This window comes from Mycolicibacterium tokaiense (assembly GCF_010725885.1).
Classification (GTDB): Bacteria; Actinomycetota; Actinomycetes; order Mycobacteriales; family Mycobacteriaceae; genus Mycobacterium; species Mycobacterium tokaiense.
In genome coordinates this window covers 4,810,725-4,830,040 of record NZ_AP022600.1, presented here as the reverse complement: position 1 = coordinate 4,830,040, position 19,316 = coordinate 4,810,725, and the positions used below count along the sequence as shown (strand labels likewise).

Below are 19,316 nucleotides of genomic sequence, written 5' to 3'. Positions count from 1 at the left end.
GGATTTTCGACGTCGTCCCGCGGGAGAGCACTGCTTTGCGTCACCACGATTCGAACTGTCGGTGCCTGCGGTCACACTGATCCCATGACCTTCCGGGATCGGTTTTCCCACCTCGACACCGAGGTATGGACCCCCGCCTACCTGCCGGCTTGGAGTTCACGAGCCCAGGCCGCCGCCACCTACACCACGGGCGCCGCAGGCCTTGACCTGTCCATCCCGGACAGCCATCCGCTGTGGTGCCCCGATCAGCATTCGCCGCCGCTGCGGGTGTCCGGCATCCAGAGCGTCAATCGGTCCGGTCCGGTGGGTTCCACAGACGCCCCGCAACCATTCCTGCCCGGCCAGCGGGTCCGCGAGCACCAGCCGACGGTCCTGGGATTCGCCCCGCACTTCGGCCGGGTGGAGGTGACGTGTTCGGCGGAGCTGACCGACCGGTCGATGTTCTCGGCGTGGATGGTGGGTCTGGAGGACCAGCCGGACCGGTGCGGGGAGATCTGCCTGATGGAGGTGTTCGGTGACACCGTGCGCGACGGGCACGCCGACGTGGGACAGGGCATCCACCGGTTTCGCGATCCGGCACTGCGCGAGGACTTCTCGGCGCCGCGGCGGCGGATCGACGTCGGCGAGCCACACCGCTACGCGGTCGAATGGCGTAGCGGTCGTGTCGACTTCAGCATCGACGGCGTGCACACCAGAAGCACCGACCAGGCCCCCGACTATCCGATGTTCCTCTTCTTGGCGGTGTTCGACTTCCCGGAGCGGTCCGATGCCGCCGGCGTGCCGCACCTGAGGGTGTTGGAGGTCAGCGGAATCGACCTGGGGGAGGGCAGCCTGCTGCGGGCTCAGCTGTGATGGCGGCCGCGCGGAACCACCATCGGCGCGCCTCCCAACGGATCGGGCATCACCACACAATCCAGGCCGAAGACGTCACCCACCAACTCGGCGTCCACGATGTCGCGGGGTGCTCCTTGGGAGACGATGCGCCCGCTCTTCATCGCGATGACGTGGTCGGCATACCGGAAGGCGAGGTTGAGGTCGTGCAGGACGATCACCACCGTGGTCTGGTCGGCGCGGTTGAGGTCGGTGAGCAGGTCAAGCAGGTCGACCTGGTGATTGATGTCCAGGAACGTGGTGGGTTCGTCGAGCAGCAGGATGTCGGTCTGCTGGGCCAGGGCCATTGCCACCCAGACGCGCTGGCGCTGGCCACCGGACAGCGACGCCAGGGTTCTGTCGGCCAGCTCGCGAGTTGCGGTGACCTCCAGGGCTTTTCCAACAGCTGCGTCATCCGCGGCCGACCACCGCCGAAACCAGCCCTGGTGCGGATACCGTCCGCGGCCCACCAGGTCGGCCACCGTGATCCCATCCGGCGCCACGGGAGACTGCGGCAGCAGCCCGACCACCTTGGCCACGTCGATGCTCGCCATCTCCTGCACCGAGCTGCCGTCCAGCAGGACCGCGCCCCCGCGCGGCGTGAGCAGTCGCGTTAGCCCGCGCAACAGGGTGGACTTGCCGCACGCGTTGGCCCCGACGATCACCGTCACCCGCCCCGGCGGCACTGCGACGTCGAGGTGGGCCACCACATCGGTGTCGCCGTATCCCAGCGTGAGGTCGGTAGCGCTGAGCTGGTGGTCGGTGGTCATCCGCCACGTCCTTCCCGGTTCACCGTCGTCAACAACCAGATCAGATAGGGCGCACCCACCGCGCCGGTCACCACACCCGTTGGCAGTGACACCGGAAGACCATGTGCGGCAACCAGATCGGCGGCCAGCACGATGATGGCGCCCACGAATGCGGCGGCTAATACCCCGGTACCCGAGCCGCGCAGCAGGCGCACCGCGATGGGCCCCGCCGTCAGGGCCACGAACGCCAGTGGTCCGGCCGCGGCGACGGAGAACGCCACCAGCAGCACCGACACCCCGATCATCGCCGATCGCGCCGTCTCGACCCGGATGCCGAGCCCCCGGGCGCCGTCGTCACCCAACTGAAGCACCCGCAGGGCCCGCGCCGACAGCAGCGCGACCGGCAACAGCACCGCCACCGCCCCGGCCAGCAGTCGCAGCTGCACACTGCCCGCTTGCCCCACCGACCCCACCAGCCAGGTCATCGCCTGCCGCGCGTCGCCGATCTCGGCCTTGGCCAGCACCCACCCGATCAGCGCCGTCATCAGCTGCGTGATGCCGATGCCGACGAGGATGAACCGGTAACCCGTCAGGCCGCCGCGCCAGGCCAGCACGTAGATCAGCACCGCCGCCACTACCGCTCCCGCCACCGCGGCACCGGCCACCGCCAGCGCGCCGACCTGGAGCAGCACAATCGCTGTCACCGCAAAAAGACCTGCGCCAGAGGAGATCCCGATCAGATCCGGTGACGCCAGCGGGTTCGCCAGCAGCGTCTGGACGATCAGGCCCGCCGCACCCAGGGCCAACCCGACGAACAGCGCCGTGGCCGCGCCCGGCAGCCGCAACTCCCAGACCACGAAGTCGACGGCCGCGTCTTCGGCGAAACCGAGTACCGATCCGAGCACCTCCCCGGCGCTCAGCGCAGTGTCGCCCACCATCATGGTGACGACGGCCAGCGCCGCGGCCGCCATGCCGAGCAGCGTGGTCACCACCACCGACCGGCGGCGCAGCCGAGCCCTGGTGTGGCGGAAGGTGTCTGCTCCGGTGCCCACCATCACAACTCCGCGAGGTCGCGGCGGCGGACCAGGGCGATGAACGCGGGTGCGCCGAGCACCCCGAGCACCACGCCCACCTGCACCTCACCCGGTGGTGCGATGACGCGGCCGATGATGTCGGCGATCAGCAGCACGATGGGACCCAGGACGGCGCTGTAGGCGAGCACCCAGCGGTAATCCGGGCCGCACAGTGCGCGCGCCACGTGCGGAATCACCAGCCCGACGAACACAATTGGGCCGCAGGCCGCCGTCGCGGCACCGCAGAGCACCGCCACCACCAGGAACAGCCCGATGCGGGTGCGCTGCACCCGCTGACCCAGGGCCACCGCGAGGTCGTCGCCCAATGCCAGCCCATTGAGCAACCGGCCGCAGGCCAGCGCGGCGACGATGCCGATGATCAGGAACGGCGCCGCCTGTGTCAGCACCGGCCAGTACCTGCCCGCCAACGCACCCACCTGCCAGAACCGCAGCTCGTTGAGCGCGTCGACATCGAGCAGCACCACCCCGGAGGTCACCGAGTACAACCCGGCGCTGACGGCGGCACCGGCGAGAGCCAGCTTCACCGGCGTGGCGCCTTCGCGGCCGAACGCCGCGACCACGTACACCAGGGCAGTGGTCAGGGCCGCCCCGAGAAAGGCAAGCACCACATACACACTCAACGGCATGGCGCCGACCAGGAGAATGGCGATCACGATGAAGGCGCCGGCACCGGCGTTGATGCCCATGATCCCCGGATCGGCCAGCGGGTTGCGGGTGGATCCCTGCAGAATCGCTCCGCCGAGACCCAACGCGGCACCGGCCAGCAGGCCGATCAGGGTGCGGGGCAGGCGCATCTCTCTGATCACGGTCTGTGCGGGGGCGTCCGGATCAAAATCGGTCAACGCGGACCAGACGGTGGAGACGTCGACATCACGGGACCCCCACCCGATGCCGGCGCAGATCACCGCGGCGAGGACCACGAGCAGCACCGCATAGACGGCGCCCAGACGGCCGGGGCGGGTGTGGATGGTCACGACAGGCTGGGGTTCGACTTCTCCACGGCGGCGGTCAGTTGGTCGAGCTGCTCGGCGTAGGCCGCCCAAGTGCTGATCCAGAAGGCCGGCCACGGCGTGACAGCACCGGCCTGCACGGCTTTGAGCTGGCCCCAGGTGGGTTGGCGCTGCGCCTTGTCCAGGCTGGCGTCGTAGGTCCGGTCATCGAGCAGGATCAGGTCGGGCTGATACTTGTCCGCGTTCTCCCAGCTCAGATTCTCCCAGTACGGGAATGCGGGATCCGGGCTGTCCGGCACCAGGATGTCGAGCCCGAACGAGCTGAAGTCCGCCAGCTCTGCGGAGTGCTCCGGCACCGCGATGTAGAGCAGTTCGTCGCCGGGGGACATACCCATGGCCGTCAGGCCGGGTTTGGCGGCCACGGCGTCGGTGAAGCGCTGCTTGGCCTGCTCGAAATCGGTTTTCTGTGCGTTGATCTCGGCGTTGTCGACGTCGGCGCCCAACGTCACGGCCAGCTCCTCGAAACCGGCCAACATCGACTGGACCGACTCGGTGGCGACCGGTCCGACCACGGGCGCCAGCTCGGCAGCTTTCTTCGAGGTGGCTTCGACGCCCTCCTCGAACCCGCCGTAGGCCTGCTCGACGGGCCAGTAACCACTCACGATGAGATCCGGGCGCAGCCCGGCGGCCTTCTCGACGTCGATCTGCCCCCAGGTCTCACCCAGGATCTCGATGCCGTCGAGGTCGAAGCCGTCGAGGGCACGGGTCTCCGACAGCGCCTGGTTGAGATAGATGCCCACCGGCCGGATCCCGAAGCTCAGCAGCGCGGCAGCCGCCTCGCCCTGGGCGATGATCCGGCTGGGTACCGCGTCGGCCGTGACGGTCTCGCCGTTACCGGAGGTGTAGGACCACCCGTCGCCGCCGGCGGCGGTGTTCTCGGCGGTGCCGCATGCGGCCACCACCAGGGCTGTCGCCGTCAGGGCTGCTGCGAGCCCGCGGATCTTCCCGAACACCTGGTCCTCCTCGCTGTGCGCCCGACTACCAACCCTCATTCAGGTTAGGTAAGCCTACGCAGAGTGACCAACCTGGGGTCGTGTCAAACCGGACGGCGACCCAACAACCACGCGACGCCGTCGGCTTCGCCGGTGGCTGCGACGGCGAGGCCGGCGAACGCCCGCGCCAACTCGCCGGCAGGCGTCCGGAACCGGCCCGGGCCGGCACCCACCTCGCTGAGCGCGCTGATCGCCAGGAGCCCACCGGGCGTCAGCCGGTCGACGATGGCTGCATCCAGCCGGGCATCGCGGAAGCGTTGGCACACCACCACATCCACGGGCGGTCCCGGGGGCAGACCGTCGTCGAGGTCGACCACCTCGAAGCGGCAGCGCACGCCGTAGCGGTCGGCCAGCTCACGCGCCTGCTCGACGGCCACCGGGGAGACATCCACCCCGGTGACCGACATCCCGCGCCGGGCCAGGAACACCGCGGCCGCTCCGCGCCCGCACGCGATGTCCAGCGCAATGCCCGTGGTGGGGAACAGGTCGAGGTACGGCGCGAACACCTCCGACAGCCCCGGTTCCGTGGATCCGGGCTGCGCGTAGCGGGCATCCCAGTGGGCCCGGTCGGCCTCGCCCACTAATTGATCGCCAGGAACGGGCTGAGCATGTCGCGGGCGAACTGGGCGGTGTTCACCGACGGATTGCCGTCGGGGTAGCTGACAGTGGCCAGCACGTTCGCACCCGCGTCGGCGAAGTTCCCGTCTGCGCGGTCCTGGTGCGTCGAGGAGGTCACCAGGATGATCCCGGATGTGCCGGCGTCACGCGCCAACGGCACGGAGAACCGGGCGTTCTGCACGGTGCTGGTGGCGCGGTCTTCGACGATGATCCGGCTGGCCGGAAATCCGAAGAGCATGAGCATGTTTCGCATCTGCCCGGCCTCGGTCCTGCCGTTGCGCGGATTACCGCCGGTGACGATGATGGGCGACTGCGGGAACATCGCCGCCACCGCCATGCCGGTGAGCACCCGGCGCCGCAGGATGGTGCGCATGCTGCCGTCGTCGTTGAGGCCGTAACCGAGGATCACGATCGCGGGTCGGGAGAAGTCCTTTCCCGCGGTGGCCAGCGGCTGCGCCTGGGCGGGCGCGGCGACGTGGCCGCCGAACGCGACGGCGAACACCAGGACCAGGGTCGCGAGTACTGTCCGCACGTCATCCTCCGTAACTGTCGTCTCCGTAAAGAGTCGTGACGGATGGGACGAGTGTTACGGATCGGTCTCGTCCCTATGCTGGTACGGGTGGACGCACGCGACTACCGGGTGGGAGATGCCGAGCGCGAACAGGTGGTCGGGCTGCTGCAGCAGGCCGTCGGCCAGGGCATGCTGACCCTCGACGAATTCACCGACCGGATGGATGCCGCGCTGGCCGCGCGCACCCGCGGCGAACTCGGGGAGGTGGTGGCCGATCTGCCCGTGCACTCGGCGCCGGCCCAGGTCGAGGTGTTGCCGCTGAACGTCACCATGTCCTCGATCCGCCGCAGCGGTCGCTGGCTCGTGCCGGGTCGGGTGGCGATCAAGAGCCGCTTCTCCAGCGTCGTCCTGGACCTCACGCAGGCGGACATCCGCACGCCGGTGGTGACGTTCGACCTCGACGACATCTGCGGCAGCACCGACATCATCGTGCCGGACGACTTCACCGCCGACCTCGATCACCTGCGGTGCCTGGGCGCCAGCGCGAACTCCCGGGTGAACGCCGGCCCCCCGGTCGGGCGCGTGCATCTGATCGTGCGCGGCAACGTCCGCTTCGGCGCACTGACGGTCAAGCACCCGTTCGGCGCCTGGATCCGTAAGAACCTGCGGTGACCCCCGACATCCCGACCACCTACGAACCGCCGCCGGGACTGCTGCGCATCGAAGAGTGCCTGGACCCGGGAGGCAACATCGTCCTGCCGCCCGGTGTGACGCTGCTGTCACTGATCGACCGCAACATCACCCACGTCGGTGACGCCGTCGCCTACCGGTACCTGGACTTCACGACCTCGGAACGCGGAAGCGCCGTCGAATACACCTGGGCGCAGCTCGGGCGCCGACTGGCCGCCATCGCCGCGCGGCTGCAGCGGCTCACCAGCCGCGGCGAACGGGTGGCCATCCTGGCACCCCAGGGCCTCGATTACGTGGCCGCGTTCTTCGCCACCGTGAAGGCCGGCAACATCGCCGTTCCGCTGTTCGCTCCCGAGTTGCCCGGCCATGCCGAACGCCTGGACACCGCGCTGCGCGACGCCACCCCCACCGTGGTGCTCACCACCACCGCCGTCGCGGCCGCGGTGCAGGCGTTCCTCGCCGGCAGACCTGATCAGCCGCATGTGGTGAGTGTCGACACCATCGACGACGCAGAGGGAGAACACTTCGCGGACATCGAGATCCACGTCGACGATGTCTCGCACCTGCAGTACACCTCCGGCTCCACCCGTGCGCCGGTGGGGGTGGAGATCACCCACCGGGCGGTGGGCACCAACCTGATCCAGATGATCCTGTCCATCGACCTGCTGGACCGCGACATCCACGGCGTCAGCTGGCTGCCGCTCTACCACGACATGGGGCTGTCGATGATCGGCTTCCCCGCCGTCTACGGCGGCCACTCGACATTGATGTCACCGACGGCGTTCGTGCGCCGTCCGCTGCGCTGGATCACCGCCCTGTCCGACGAGGCACGAGATGCGCGGGTGATCACCGCGGCACCCAACTTCGCCTACGAGTGGGCAGCCCTGCGCGGACGTCCCGACGCCGGCACCACCGGGATCGATCTCGCCAACGTGGTCCTGATCATCGGCTCCGAGCCGGTCAGCCCGGTCGCCATCCGCGCGTTCGAGGACGCGTTCGGTCCGTACGGATTGCCCCGCACGGCCTTCAAACCTTCGTACGGCATCGCCGAAGCCACCCTGTTCGTATCGACGATCGGGCCGCGGGACGAACCGACCGTGACGCACTTGAGCCGCCGTCATCTGGAAACAGGCCAGGCCGTGGTGGTTTCGGACACCGATCCGCAGGCGCAGGCCCATGTGGCCTGCGGGCAGGTGGCTCGGAGCCTGGCGGCGGTGATCGTCGACCCCGACACCGGCGAGGAAGTTCCCGACGGGGGAGTCGGCGAGATCTGGCTGCACGGCGCCAACATCGGGCGCGGCTACTGGAACCGTCCCGCCGACACCGCAGACACCTTCGGCGCCCGGCTGGCCCGACCCGGCGCGCGACACGGGGCGGGCGTACCCGGGGACGCCCGCTGGTTACGCACCGGTGACCTCGGGCTGTATCTCGACGGGCAGCTCTATGTCACCGGCCGCCGCGCCGATCTGCTGCTGGTCGACGGGCGCCAGCTCTACCCGCACCACATCGAGGACACCGCGGCGGCGGCGTCGCCGATGGTGCGGCGCGGGTACGTCGCCGCGTTCACCGTCGACGATGGGCAGGTGGTGGTGATTGCCGAACGGGCGGCGGGCACCGCTCGCCTCGATGCCGCCGCCGCGACGGCCGCGGTCCGCTCGGCAGTCTCGGACCGGCACGGGGTGCCGGTGGCCGACGTGCAGCTGGTTCCCGCGGGCACCATCCCGCGTACCACCAGCGGCAAGCTGGCCAGGCGCGCCTGCCGGGCTGCTTACCTCGCAGGACTGGGTAGTTGACGTATGTTTACGTCCTGAGTGTCGGTTTGTCGCGGGAGGATCGAGCGAGTGAGTTCAGCGGGGACCGACCCTCTTCCGCCCACCGGAGCCGCGACCGTCTTCGACGCCGACCCGGACGTCGGCAGTCAATTGGCGCTGGTCGACTGGGCGCAGACTCCGCTGGGGCCGCCCGCGCAGTGGCCGCAGAGTCTGCAGACCGCGCTCCAGATCCTGCTCTCGTCGCGGTTTTCCATGTGGGCGGCCTGGGGGCCCGAGCTGACGTTCTTCTGCAACGCGGCCTACCGGGACGACACCCTGGGCAAGAAGTACCCCTGGGCGCTGGGTCGGCCGTCACAGGAGGTGTGGGCGGAGATCTGGGACGACATCGGTCCGCGGGTCCACGAGGTGGTGGTGGAGGGCTCGTCCACCTGGGACGAGGCGCTGCTGCTGTTCCTGCAACGGTCCGGCTACCAGGAGGAGACGTACCACACGTTCTCCTACAGCCCGCTGCACGACGATTCGGGCCGGGCCGTCGGCCTGCTCTGCGTGGTCAGCGAGGACACCGAGCGGGTCATCAACGAGCGCCGGATGACCACCCTGCGTGACCTGGGTGCCGAACCCAGCCTGGTGATCTCCGAGGACCTGATGCTGGCGGCCGCGGCGCGCCGGCTGGCGATCAATGGACGCGATCTGCCGTTCACCCTGACCTATCTCTTCGACGCCGACGGGGCTCGCCTGGCCGCCACCAGCGGCATCGACCCCTCCCATCCGGCCGCCCCCGACTACATCCCCGCCAACGGGTCGACCGTCTGGCCGGTCGAGGTGCCCGCCCGCGGTGACTCTGTGGTGGTGGAACTCGACGGTGTCGCGGACCTGCCGACCGGCGACTGGGACCAGCCGCCTGCGCAGGCGGTGGTGGTCCCACTCTTGCAGCAGGGTGGCGCCCCCAGCGGATTCCTGGTCGCCGGCCTGAATCGCTACCGGCCGTTCGACGACGGCTACCGGGGGTTCGTCGAGTTGGTGGCCGCCCATCTGGCCGCCGAGATCGGCAGCGCGCGCAGCTACCGCAGTCAGCAGCAGCGGGCCGAGGAACTGGCCGAGCTGGACCGGGCCAAAACCACCTTCTTCTCCAACATCAGCCATGAGTTCCGCACCCCGCTGACGTTGATCATGGGTCCGGTCAACGACCTTCTCGGCGCCGAAGATGCCCTGCCCGACGCCGCGCGCCGGGAGCTGGAAGTGGTGCGGCGCAACGGGTTACGACTGGGCAAGCTGGTCAACACCCTGCTTGATTTCTCGCGGATCGAGGCCGACCGGATGCAGGCCCGGTTCGAGCCGGTGGACCTGGCCGGGGCCACCGCCGAACTGGCCGGGGTGTTCCGCTCGGCGATCGAACGGGCCGGGTTGGCGCTGGTGGTCAACTGTCCACCGCTCGACGAGCCGGTGTACATCGACCGCGACATGTGGGAGAAGGTGATGCTCAACCTGCTCTCCAATGCACTGAAATTCACCTTCGACGGCACCATCACCGTCACGGTGGGTCGGGCAGCGGCCGGCGCGGTGGTCACCGTTGCCGATACCGGGGTCGGCGTCCCGGCCGCCGAGCAGTCGCGATTGTTCGAGCGCTTCCACCGCATCGAGAACGTCCGGGCCCGCTCCAACGAGGGCAGCGGGATCGGGCTGGCCTTGGTGAAAGAACTGGTGAGCCTGCACGGCGGCACCATCACCGCCGAGAGCGTCGAGGGCTCCGGCACCACATTCACCATCCGGGTGCCGTTCGGCAGCGCCCACCTCCCGGCCGATGCGGTGTCCGCCACCGCCACCGCCCCCGACCGCCCGGCGGCGGTGTCCCCGGAGACGTATGTGCACGAGGCCCTGCGCTGGCTGCCCGGCGGGGACGAGCTGGCCGACGCCGCGGTGGGCGTCACCGACAGTGCCTCCGCACGAGTGCTGGTGGCCGATGACAATGCCGACATGCGCGACTACCTCGGCCGGTTGCTGTCTGAGTCCGGGTACCAGGTCAGCACCGCGCGCGACGGCCAGGAAGCGCTCGAGGCCATTCGCACCGATCAACCCGACCTGGTGGTCAGCGACGTGATGATGCCCCGGCTCGACGGGTTGGGGCTGGTGGCTGCGCTGCGCACCGATTCGCGCACCGCCGCCGTACCGGTACTGCTGCTCTCGGCGCGCGCCGGCCAGGAGGCCTCCATCGAAGGACTGCAGGCCGGGGCCGACGACTACCTGGTGAAGCCGTTTGCGGCGGCCGAACTGCTGGCCAGGGTCCGGGCCAACATCGAGCTGTCGCGGCTGCGCAACCATCACGCCCGCTGGCGTACCGCGCTGATCGAGTCCCTGCAGGAGGCGTTTTTCGTCTGTGACGACAGCGGGGCCGTCATCGAGATCAACGCGGCGTTCGCCGATATCCTGGGCTACGGCCCGGAAGGCCTGCCGTATCCCGCGGTGCATCCCTGGTGGCCGGATCCCGCGACCGACCAGCAGGCGCACCAGCAGGTGCAGCGCGCCTTCGACGGGCTGCTGGGCCGCACCCACGGTGAGTACACGGTGCCGGTGACTCACCGTAACGGCCACCGGGTGTGGGTGACGTTCACCTTCAGCCAGGCCGCCGACCCGGACACCGGACGTCAGGTCACCGTCGGCACCTTGCGCGATGTGACCGCCGAGCACTACACGGTGCAGCGTCAGACCGTACTCGCCGAGCTCAATCGCCAACTGGCACAAGCGGATACCGTCGATGAGGCACTACAGGCTGCGGCCGCCGAACTGCACGGGCTCTGGCAGGCCCGCCACGTGCTGGCCGTCGTGTTCGCCACCGCAGGTGAGTTTGCCGACGCGGACCCGGTGGTACTCGGCGCCGGCCAGACCGCGTCCTGGGCGCAGTTGCCCGGCTGGGTGCGCGACCGCATCACCGAGCTGCGCGACGGTGAATTGCTCACCACGGTGGCCGCGGCGCCGGGTTATGCCGGTGTCGCACTGCATCATCCCCGGGGCGTGGTGGTGCTCTGGGTGCAGCTGTCGGAATCCCGCGAGCTGACCGCCGAGGACCAGACGTTGCTCACCGTGCTGGCCGGCCGGCTGGGGCAGGGCCTGCAGCGCGTCCACCAGCTCGACCAGCAACGCGAGACCGCCCTGGCGCTGCAGCACGCTCTGCTGGGACCCGCTCAGCTGCCCAACGGCATCGCGGTGCGCTACCAACCGGCGTCGCGGCCGCTGCAGGTCGGTGGCGACTGGTATGACGTCGTGGACCTCGATGACGGTCGCGTGGGCCTGATCGTCGGAGACTGTGTGGGACACGGGCTTTCGGCAGCGACGGTGATGGGTCAACTGCGCAGTGCGTGCCGCGCGCTGCTGTTGGAGAACGCGAGCCCGAGTGCTGCGCTGGGCGGCCTGGACCGCTTCGCCGCCCGCCTGCCCGGCGCCGCCTGCACGACGGCGTTCTGCGCCGTCCTGACACCGGGGACCGGCGAGCTGGTGTACTCCAGCGCCGGACACCCGCCGCCGATTGTCGTGCGATCCGACCGCAGCGTGACACTGCTCGAGGACGCCAGGACCATTCCGTTGGGCATCCGCCAGGGCTGGACCCGCCCGGAGGCAGTCCACGTGTTGCCGGCCCGTTCGACGCTGCTGCTCTACACCGACGGCCTGGTCGAGCGGCGCAGCGACCCGCTGGACCACGGCATCACGCGCGCCGCCGGTCTGGTGCAGGAGGGCCGCACCCTCGGCCTGGAGGACCTGTCCACCCGCATCATGACCCGGTTGTCACCGGACGGCGGCTATCAGGACGACGTCGCCCTGCTGCTGTATCGCCAGCCCGGCCCCCTGCAGCTGGACTTCACCGCCGACGTCTCGAATCTGGCCCCCACCCGCGGCGAGTTACGCGGATGGCTCAACCGCGCCGGGGTCGGACTCGAGCAGGCGCAGAACATCCTGATCGCGGTGGGTGAAGCGGTGGCCAATGCGATCGAACACGGGCACCGCGATTCGCCGGGCGGGCAGGTGCACCTGCGTGCGGACATCCTGGTCGACGAATTGCACCTCGCTGTCGTCGACACCGGGGTCTGGAAGACCCCCCGCCCGGGCGCCGACATCACCCGCGGGCGTGGCGTCACCCTCATGCATGCGCTCATGGATGACGTGTCGATCCAGTCCAGCGCCGACGGGACCACCGTCGCGCTGTCGTCGAGGATCCGCGCATGACGACTCCGCTGTCGCTGGACACCCGCCGCACCGATGACGGAACGTCGGTGCTGATCGCAGCCGGTGAGATCGATCTCAGCAACGTCGCCCGCTTCAGCAGTGCACTCGATGCGGTGGTCGCGGAGGTTCCCGGGACCGCGCGGGTAACTGTGGATCTCAGTGCGGTGGACTATCTCGACAGCGGTGCGATCAGTGTGCTGTTCCACCGCAGCGAGCGGGTCCGGGTGATCGCGAACCCCGTGCTGATCCCGGTGCTGGACATCAGCGGTCTGGCCAGTCTGACGCCGGTGCAGCCGGCCGCCGACCCGGACTGAATCTCAGAAAACCTCGAGCAGTGCGCCGACGGCGGCCGCAGCGAACAGCGCGGCGAAGAGCACGATGACGGCCAGCGTGATGGCGCCGGTGGGCGTCATCTTGCGTCGGGGTCGCGGCTCGGGTTCACCCAACCCGGTGGTCGCCGACGCCGAATCCGGCGGGGTGTCCCCGGGAACGACACCGCCACCGGGCTCGAGCCCAGTGGCGGTCGACGGATCCGGATCCGGGGGCAGCGACGGATCGCTCTGCGGGTGCTTGTCCAACGACATGTTCGGGCGCATACCCGTCCGCAGTGCGCTCACACGCTGCCCGGCGGCTCAGCTCAGTAGTTGCTGCAGCTGGCGGCCACCGAGTTGATCAGCCCGGTGTAGCTGTTGAGCTGCGGGTAGGCCTGGATCTGGGCGATCATCGCCCGGCGGCCGTCCGGCGGCGACGCGACCAGCTGCTGCAGCCACGAGTTGGCCACCTGGTTGCTCTCGATCTGCTTCGCGGACTCCGGTGACTGCGCGTTGAGCGCGGCCATCACCTGCGGGTAGGAGCAGGACGAGTTCACGATCGTCTCGACATCGGGTTGGGCGGCGGCGATCCCGCTACCCGCAGCCAGCGCCACCAGCGCCGCGCCGGAACCGATGATCAGCCTCTTCGCCATCGACATCTGGTTACACCTTTCATTGCCCGCCCCCGTGGGCGCCGCGTGGTCATTGTGACCTCGCACAGCTTTCTCATCGCCACGGTAGCAGCGTTCGTTACCCCGTTGCGCTGCTCACAAATAGGGATCGGCCCAGGCGCTGATGATGCGGGCGGCGCGGGCCGCCTGGTTCTTGCCGGTCAGCAAGTGGTCGGCCCCTTCCAGGGAGACGAAACTGCGTGGGTGCCGGGCGGTGCGGAAGATGTCGCTGGCGTTGGCGATGCCCACGGTGTTGTCGGTAGGCGAATGCATGACCAGCAGTGCTCGCCGCAGCGTGCGGATGCGTTCCCGAAGGTCGGCAGCCCGGACATCCTCGATGAAATGCCGTTTGAGGGTCAACGCCTTGCCGCCGACCAGAAACGTCGCCTCGCCGTCCTGCTCGATCCGCTGGATCAGCGCGTCGTAGTTGTGTTCCACATGGCCCGGGTCGAACGGCGCTCCGACGCTGGCCACGGCCGCCACCGTCGGGCACTCGTGGGCCGCGGCGATCACGGCGGCACCGCCGAACGAGTGGCCCACCAGCAGGCGCACCTCCCGGCCCGTGTCACCTAGGAACTGCACCGCGCGCACGGTGTCGGCCACCTTGTGTGAGAAGGAGCCGTCACCCCAGTCGCCCTCGGAATGTCCGAGACCGAGGTTGTCGAACCGCAGCATGCCGATGCCTTCGGCGGCAAGCTGTTTGCACATCCTGCTGGCGGCCGGGCAGTCCTTGCCCAGAGTGAAGCCGTGAGCGAACACACCCCAACCGCGCACCTCACCGTCGGGTAGGTCGAGGATGCCTGCCAGCAGGGGTCCGGTGCTGCTCTCGAATGTCACACGCTCGGCCACGGGGCCTATCCTGTCACTGGTGACACCGCCACAAGACCTGAGCGCCGCAGATCACTTCTGCGCCCTGGCGGTGCTGCACTACGACGTCACCGACGCCCCGCCGCGGTTTGCCGCCGCCACCGCAATGCTGCGCTCGGATCCTGCTCTACCCGGGGCGCATGTCTGGGCTGCAGCTGCAGCAGCCGACCCGGCCGCCGTGGCGGCGCACTGCGCTCGTGACGTTGCGGCTGCATCGACGCGGGGTGGCCCGATGCAGTGGGAGCCGCTGTTGTATCTGTGCTACAGCCGGGCGTGTGAGTCTGTGACGGATGCGTTGGCATGCGCGACAACACTTCTGGACGCCGGCGCCGATCCCGACGCGGGCTTTCTGTGGCAGGGTCTGACGCCGCCCTTTACCGCGCTCACCGGGGTTTTCGGGGAAGGCGAGCAGGGGCCGCGCCGTCAGCCGCGACACCTGGCCGAACCGGCGCTGGCCGAGTTACTGCTGCGCCGCGGGGCGCACCCGGTGGATCAGCAGACCCTGTACAACCGCATGTTCCGGCCCGACAACACCCACCTGGAGTTGCTGTTCGGCCACGGGCTGGCCGACGCGGGTCCCGGTCCGTGGGAGACGCGTCTCGGCGACCGGATGGAGTCGCGGGAGCAGATGTGGCGGCGCCAGCTGGACTGGGCCGCCGAACATCGGTTCGCCGATCGACTGCGGCTGCTGGCGAGGTTCGGGATCGACACCTCCGGTGCGGAGATGGCGCCGCCGGCCCCGCCGCCGGATCCGTTCGCCCGCGACGAAACCGGTGCCACCGCGCTGCATCACGCGGCCTGGAAGGGTGATCTGCCGCTGATGCGCCGGCTGCTCGCCACGGGCGCCGATCCGACGGTGGTCGAGTCCCGGTTCGGGGGCACCCCTGCAGACTGGGCCGAACACGCCTACCAGAGCGAGGCGGCGCAGCTGTTGACCGAGTGGGCGACTCAACACCCTCACTAGCGGCGCGGTGGCGTCACCAGGGCCTGTGCGGTCGCCCGCACCTGGCGGTACAGCCGCGGCAGTTCGGCGACCGAGCCGTCGGGGTCGGCACGCCAGTGGTCGAACGTGACCCGCAGGACCGCCGTCGCCATCTCGGCGATGAGCCTGCTGGTCAGCGGCGGTGTCGCCGGAAGCTGCGTCTGCAGTCGTAACCGCAGACGGTCCATGCTGGCCAGCTCGCGAGCGGCCACCGCGTCACGCAGCGCGGGCTCGGTGCTGATCAGCCGCTGCAGGAGGAGGTACCGGTCCGCCTCGTCCTGCGCCAACTGGTCCAACTGATCCTGGTGGAAGAGCAGCAGCGCCGCCAGTGCGCTGTGGGGGTCACCGGGGACCTGCAGTGAGTCGATGGCGTCATCGAGCTCGCGGTATCCCAGCAGCACTGCATCTTCCTTGGTGGCGAAGTACCGGAAGAACGTGCGCTGCGACACCCCCGCCGCGGCCACGATGTCATCGACCGTGGTGGCCGCAAAGCCGCGCTCGGTCATCAGTGCCAGCGCAGCCTGGTGCAGTTCCTCCTCGGTGGCCAGGCGCCGGCGCGTGCGGAGATCAGGAGTCGAGTGCGTCATCGGCCCTTTCCGAAGGCTGCTAGTCTTGTGACAGTAACTGTCAAGACGCCAGTTGGTGCCATTATGACAGAGTTTGCCGAAAATGCGGGCCGGGGGAGAACAGGTGGGGACGTGCTGCACGTGACCTCAGTGCCACCGGAGCAGCGGTTGCCTCCGGGCGTGGTCAAGCTGATCGCGTTGCTGCTGCTGTCGACGTTCCTGGTGATCCTGAACGAGACGATCATGGGCGTGGCCCTGCCCAAGCTGATGACCGAGCTGGACATCACCGCATCGACGGGTCAATGGCTGACGACGGCCTTCATGCTCACCATGGCGGTGGTGATCCCGATGACGGGCTCGATTCTCGACCGGTTCAGCACCCGTGCGGTGTTCATCACCGCAGCCTCGCTGTTCACCGCGGGTACGTTGTGTGCCGCAGCAGCACCGGGTTTCGCGATGCTGCTGGCCGGTCGGGTGATCCAGGCCGCGGGCACGGCCCTGCTGCTGCCGCTGCTGATGACCACCGTGATGACCTTCGTCCCCGAAGCTCGGCGGGGCCGGATGATGGGTCTGATCACCGTGGTCATCGCGATGGCACCTGCGGTGGGGCCCACCACGTCCGGCCTGGTGCTCAGCAGTCTCGGCTGGCGCTGGCTCTTCCTCGTGATGCTGCCGCCGGCCGTCGTGGCGCTGGTGCTGGGAATCATCCTGGTGCGCAACGTCAACGAACCCCGACCGGTGTCCTTCGACCTGCTGTCGGTGGCTGCCTCGGCCGTGGCCTTCGGCGGCCTGATCTTCGGGCTCAGCAGCATCGGCGAGGCCAGCGTAGGTCACGCCCTGCTGCCGCCGGCCATCCCGATTGCCGTGGGCGCCGCGGCCCTGGTGGCATTCGTGCTACGGCAGGTGCGCCTGCAGCGCACCGATCGCGCGCTGATGGACCTGCGCCCGTTTGCGGTGCGCACGTTCAGCACAGCGGTGGCGCTGGTGCTGATCAGCATGGGCGCTCTGTTCGGCACCCTGATCCTGCTGCCGCTCTACCTGCAGAACGTGCTGGGCCTGGACACCCTGCAGACCGGGTTGTTGCTACTGCCCGGCGGTCTGGCCCTCGGGGTGTTGGGTCCGGTGGTGGGGCGGTTGTTCGACCGGTTCGGCGCCCGGCCCCTGGTGATCCCGGGTTCCGTCACGCTGAGTGCCGCGCTCTGGGGCTTCACCACCCTGGACGGGGGATCAACCGTGACAGCGGTGATCGTGATGCACGTGATGCTCTGTGTATCACTGTCTTTCATGCTGACTCCACTGATGACCTCGGCGCTGGGAGCCCTGCCCGCGCGGCTGTACTCCCACGGCAGTGCCATTGTCAGCACGGGCCAGCAACTCGCCGGCGCCGCGGGCACCGCGCTGTGCATCACGTTGATGTCCACGGCAACCGCGGCCGCGATCGGCAGCGGCGCGGACCCGGTGGCCGCCCAGGCCTCGGGCGTGCACACCGCGTTCCTGGCCGCCGCCGCCCTGTCGGTGCTCACCGTGGTGGGTGCGTTCTTCGTCAGGAAGCCACGCGTGACGGCGTGAGGCGATTGCGCACCGCCGTCCACCCGGCGACGTCGGATCCGGTTCCGGCCCAGCTGATGTAGCCGTCCGGGCGCACCAGCACCGCGGGCCCGCCGTCAGCGCGCTCGGCGTGCAGCACGGCCTGCGCATCGGGCTGGGCGGTGCCACGTTCGCGAATCAGGAGGAAACCCGGTTGACGCTGCAGCACGGTCACCCGGCTGTCGGTCAGGGGGATGGCGGTGGCCCTGGTGCCCACCAGGGGATGGTCGCCCCGGCCCCGGCCGTAGCGCAGCGTGGTGCCCGCGAAGCTGCCGGCCATCAGATCACGCACGCGTGCCAGCCGAAGCAGTCTGGGTATCAGCAGGTTTCGCAGCAGACGGGCCGGGCGGAATGCCAGGGTGACAGCACGCGCCATCAGGCCGGATTGCATCAGCACGCGGGCGCCGATCGGGTGGCGCTCGTCGTGGTAGGTGTCCAGCAGCGACTCCGGCGCGCCGCCGAGTACGGCGTCGATCTTCCAGGCCAGGTTGGCGGCGTCCTGGATCCCGGTGTTCATCCCCTGACCGCCCATCGGCGAGTGCACATGCGCGGCGTCGCCGGCCAGGAACACACGGCCGTGCCGGTAGGACGTCACCTGCCGTTCGTCGCAATGGAACCGGGAGCGCCAGCTGATGCTCGCGACCCCGTAGTCGATGCCCATCGCGCGTCGCAGGACATCGATCACCTCGGCGTCGGACACCGGCTCGGTGTCGGGCACCTGATGCCGGCGGTCCCAGACCATGGTTCGGTACCAGTCACCGCCGTCCTCGCGGCGCCCGTACGGCGCCAGGAAGCCGAACACGTCCCGGGTGCTGCCGACCGTCAGCCCGTCGCCGTCGGGGGTGCGCTCGAGTTGCACGTCCGCCAGGACGATGGAGGAGAGCACCGTCTTGCCCGGGAAGTCCGCGCCCACCAGGGTGCGCACAGTGCTGTGCGCACCGTCGGCGCCGATCACGTAGCGCGCCCGCAGTCGCTGCCCGCCCGTCACGGCAACCGTCACGCCGTCGTCGTCCTGCTCCAGGGCCGCCACCTCCACACCGCGGCGGATCTCGGCCCCGGCGTCGCCCGCGTATGTGGCCAGCGCAGCGTCGATGTTCGTCTGCGGGGTGACCAGGACGAAGCGGTAGTCCGATTCCAGATGCGTCAGATCCAGCCGGGCACCGGCGAACAGGGTGACACCGGGAGCATGTTGCCCCAGCGCCAAGAGGTCGTCGGCGAGGCCGCGAGCGTCCAGCACCTCCAGGGTGCGGGCCATGGTGGCGAAGGCCCGGCTGGACGGGTTCACCGCGAGGCGACGGTCGAGGACCAGCACCGATCGGCCGGCCCGGGCCAGGTCGCCTGCGGCGGTGAGTCCGGTGGGGCCGGCGCCGACGACGATCACGTCGCCGTCCCATCCGGCGGTCACGACGCCAGCTCCGGATTCGGGTACCAGCGTCGGATGTCGTCAGGGGTGGAGGCCGCGGCACGATTGAAGACGAAGCGGCACTGCGGCGCCAGGGTGTGCGCGGCGTTGACGATGGCTTCGAACAACAGGGTGTTGTCGGCGACCAGGCGGATGCCGGCGCCGATCAGCACGGCGTCATAACGCCGGGCGGCCAGCGCGTCGCGCGCCTGATCGGCCCCGGTCCGGTCGGCCGGGATCAGGCAGTTGTCCACCTGGTAGCCCGCCGATCGCAGGCCGGCGAGGTTCTGGTCGTTGGCCGCGCGCAACCCCGCCGGGGTCAGGCCGGGGAATTGTGCAAACGCCGGGGAGGTGTAGTCGATGACGTCGGGGTCGAGGCCGATCTGGATGGCCGTCACGCGGTGCACGG

General features: G+C 69.5%; 19 protein-coding genes. 7 read left to right on the top strand and 12 right to left on the bottom strand.

Annotated elements, in window-relative coordinates; genetic code table 11:
* The first annotated feature begins 84 nt into the window (after window positions 1-84).
* Window positions 85-852, top strand: coding sequence for a glycoside hydrolase family 16 protein (locus tag G6N58_RS23580; RefSeq protein WP_115277070.1), 768 nt, complete (start codon window positions 85-87; stop codon window positions 850-852).
* Here G6N58_RS23580 and G6N58_RS23575 read toward each other — a convergent pair.
* The 6 genes from G6N58_RS23575 to G6N58_RS23550 are packed head-to-tail and all read right to left on the bottom strand — an operon-like array spanning window position 843 to window position 5,838.
* Window positions 843-1,640 (bottom strand): ABC transporter ATP-binding protein, encoded by a 798-nt coding sequence (locus G6N58_RS23575; protein ID WP_115277071.1) that lies wholly within the window; start codon window positions 1,638-1,640, stop codon window positions 843-845. The genes G6N58_RS23580 and G6N58_RS23575 overlap by 10 nt on opposite strands.
* Window positions 1,637-2,674, bottom strand: coding sequence for a FecCD family ABC transporter permease (locus tag G6N58_RS23570; protein ID WP_115277072.1), 1,038 nt, complete (start codon window positions 2,672-2,674; stop codon window positions 1,637-1,639). Before G6N58_RS23570 ends, G6N58_RS23575 begins: the two co-directional genes overlap by 4 nt.
* Window positions 2,674-3,687: a FecCD family ABC transporter permease gene (locus G6N58_RS23565; RefSeq protein WP_197746442.1), complete on the bottom strand. Its 1,014-nt coding sequence runs from the start codon at window positions 3,685-3,687 to the stop codon at window positions 2,674-2,676. Before G6N58_RS23565 ends, G6N58_RS23570 begins: the two co-directional genes overlap by 1 nt.
* Window positions 3,684-4,715, bottom strand: a complete 1,032-nt coding sequence (locus tag G6N58_RS23560; protein WP_115277073.1) for an ABC transporter substrate-binding protein — start codon at window positions 4,713-4,715, stop codon at window positions 3,684-3,686. Before G6N58_RS23560 ends, G6N58_RS23565 begins: the two co-directional genes overlap by 4 nt.
* Before the next feature lie 44 nt (window positions 4,716-4,759).
* Window positions 4,760-5,296, bottom strand: coding sequence for a class I SAM-dependent methyltransferase (locus G6N58_RS23555; protein WP_115277074.1), 537 nt, complete (start codon window positions 5,294-5,296; stop codon window positions 4,760-4,762).
* Complete coding sequence (locus tag G6N58_RS23550; protein WP_172545044.1) at window positions 5,296-5,838, bottom strand: YdcF family protein; 543 nt, start codon at window positions 5,836-5,838, stop codon at window positions 5,296-5,298. Before G6N58_RS23550 ends, G6N58_RS23555 begins: the two co-directional genes overlap by 1 nt.
* 114 nt (window positions 5,839-5,952) lie before the next feature.
* Here G6N58_RS23550 and G6N58_RS23545 point away from each other — a divergent pair, with 114 nt between their 5' ends.
* From G6N58_RS23545 to G6N58_RS23530, 4 genes are read left to right on the top strand one after another with little or no spacing between them, the layout of a single operon-like run.
* Window positions 5,953-6,516, top strand: a complete 564-nt coding sequence (locus G6N58_RS23545; protein ID WP_115281307.1) for a DUF1707 SHOCT-like domain-containing protein — start codon at window positions 5,953-5,955, stop codon at window positions 6,514-6,516.
* Window positions 6,513-8,327, top strand: a complete 1,815-nt coding sequence (locus G6N58_RS23540; protein WP_232067971.1) for a fatty acyl-AMP ligase — start codon at window positions 6,513-6,515, stop codon at window positions 8,325-8,327. The genes G6N58_RS23545 and G6N58_RS23540 overlap by 4 nt, the downstream gene beginning before the upstream one ends.
* Window positions 8,328-8,375: 48 nt before the next feature.
* On the top strand, window positions 8,376-12,521 hold the full coding sequence (locus G6N58_RS23535; protein WP_115277076.1) for a SpoIIE family protein phosphatase: 4,146 nt from the start codon (window positions 8,376-8,378) through the stop codon (window positions 12,519-12,521).
* A complete protein-coding gene (locus G6N58_RS23530) occupies window positions 12,518-12,835 on the top strand; it encodes an STAS domain-containing protein (protein WP_115277077.1) in 318 nt (105 codons plus the stop codon). Before G6N58_RS23535 ends, G6N58_RS23530 begins: the two co-directional genes overlap by 4 nt.
* A gap of 3 nt (window positions 12,836-12,838) precedes the next feature.
* Here the strand turns inward: G6N58_RS23530 and G6N58_RS23525 are convergent, their stop codons facing one another.
* The 3 genes from G6N58_RS23525 to G6N58_RS23515 form a co-directional block, all read right to left on the bottom strand.
* Window positions 12,839-13,105, bottom strand: a complete 267-nt coding sequence (locus tag G6N58_RS23525) for a DUF6480 family protein (protein WP_115281309.1) — start codon at window positions 13,103-13,105, stop codon at window positions 12,839-12,841.
* A 53-nt stretch (window positions 13,106-13,158) separates the two neighbouring features.
* Window positions 13,159-13,491 (bottom strand): hemophore-related protein, encoded by a 333-nt coding sequence (locus G6N58_RS23520; protein WP_115277078.1) that lies wholly within the window; start codon window positions 13,489-13,491, stop codon window positions 13,159-13,161.
* Window positions 13,492-13,599: 108 nt separating this feature from the next.
* Window positions 13,600-14,352, bottom strand: coding sequence for an alpha/beta hydrolase family protein (locus tag G6N58_RS23515; RefSeq protein WP_115277079.1), 753 nt, complete (start codon window positions 14,350-14,352; stop codon window positions 13,600-13,602).
* A 19-nt stretch (window positions 14,353-14,371) separates the two neighbouring features.
* Here G6N58_RS23515 and G6N58_RS23510 point away from each other — a divergent pair, with 19 nt between their 5' ends.
* Window positions 14,372-15,334: an ankyrin repeat domain-containing protein gene (locus G6N58_RS23510; RefSeq protein WP_232067970.1), complete on the top strand. Its 963-nt coding sequence runs from the start codon at window positions 14,372-14,374 to the stop codon at window positions 15,332-15,334.
* On the opposite strand, the gene G6N58_RS23505 is transcribed toward G6N58_RS23510, so the two are convergent.
* Window positions 15,331-15,939, bottom strand: a complete 609-nt coding sequence (locus tag G6N58_RS23505; RefSeq protein ID WP_115277081.1) for a TetR family transcriptional regulator — start codon at window positions 15,937-15,939, stop codon at window positions 15,331-15,333. The genes G6N58_RS23510 and G6N58_RS23505 overlap by 4 nt on opposite strands.
* Before the next feature lie 120 nt (window positions 15,940-16,059).
* Here G6N58_RS23505 and G6N58_RS23500 point away from each other — a divergent pair, with 120 nt between their 5' ends.
* The gene (locus G6N58_RS23500; protein ID WP_232067969.1) at window positions 16,060-17,487 is read left to right on the top strand and encodes a DHA2 family efflux MFS transporter permease subunit; all 1,428 of its coding nucleotides are present in this window, start codon (window positions 16,060-16,062) and stop codon (window positions 17,485-17,487) included.
* Here the strand turns inward: G6N58_RS23500 and G6N58_RS23495 are convergent.
* Both G6N58_RS23495 and G6N58_RS23490 read right to left on the bottom strand, forming a co-directional pair.
* Window positions 17,462-18,910 (bottom strand): FAD-dependent oxidoreductase, encoded by a 1,449-nt coding sequence (locus G6N58_RS23495; protein ID WP_115277083.1) that lies wholly within the window; start codon window positions 18,908-18,910, stop codon window positions 17,462-17,464. The two genes, G6N58_RS23500 and G6N58_RS23495, sit on opposite strands and share 26 nt — an antisense overlap.
* Entirely contained in the window at window positions 18,907-19,305 is a 399-nt protein-coding gene (locus G6N58_RS23490; protein WP_115281310.1) for a hypothetical protein, read from the bottom strand. The genes G6N58_RS23495 and G6N58_RS23490 overlap by 4 nt, the downstream gene beginning before the upstream one ends.
* Between the last annotated feature and the right edge of the window lie 11 nt (window positions 19,306-19,316).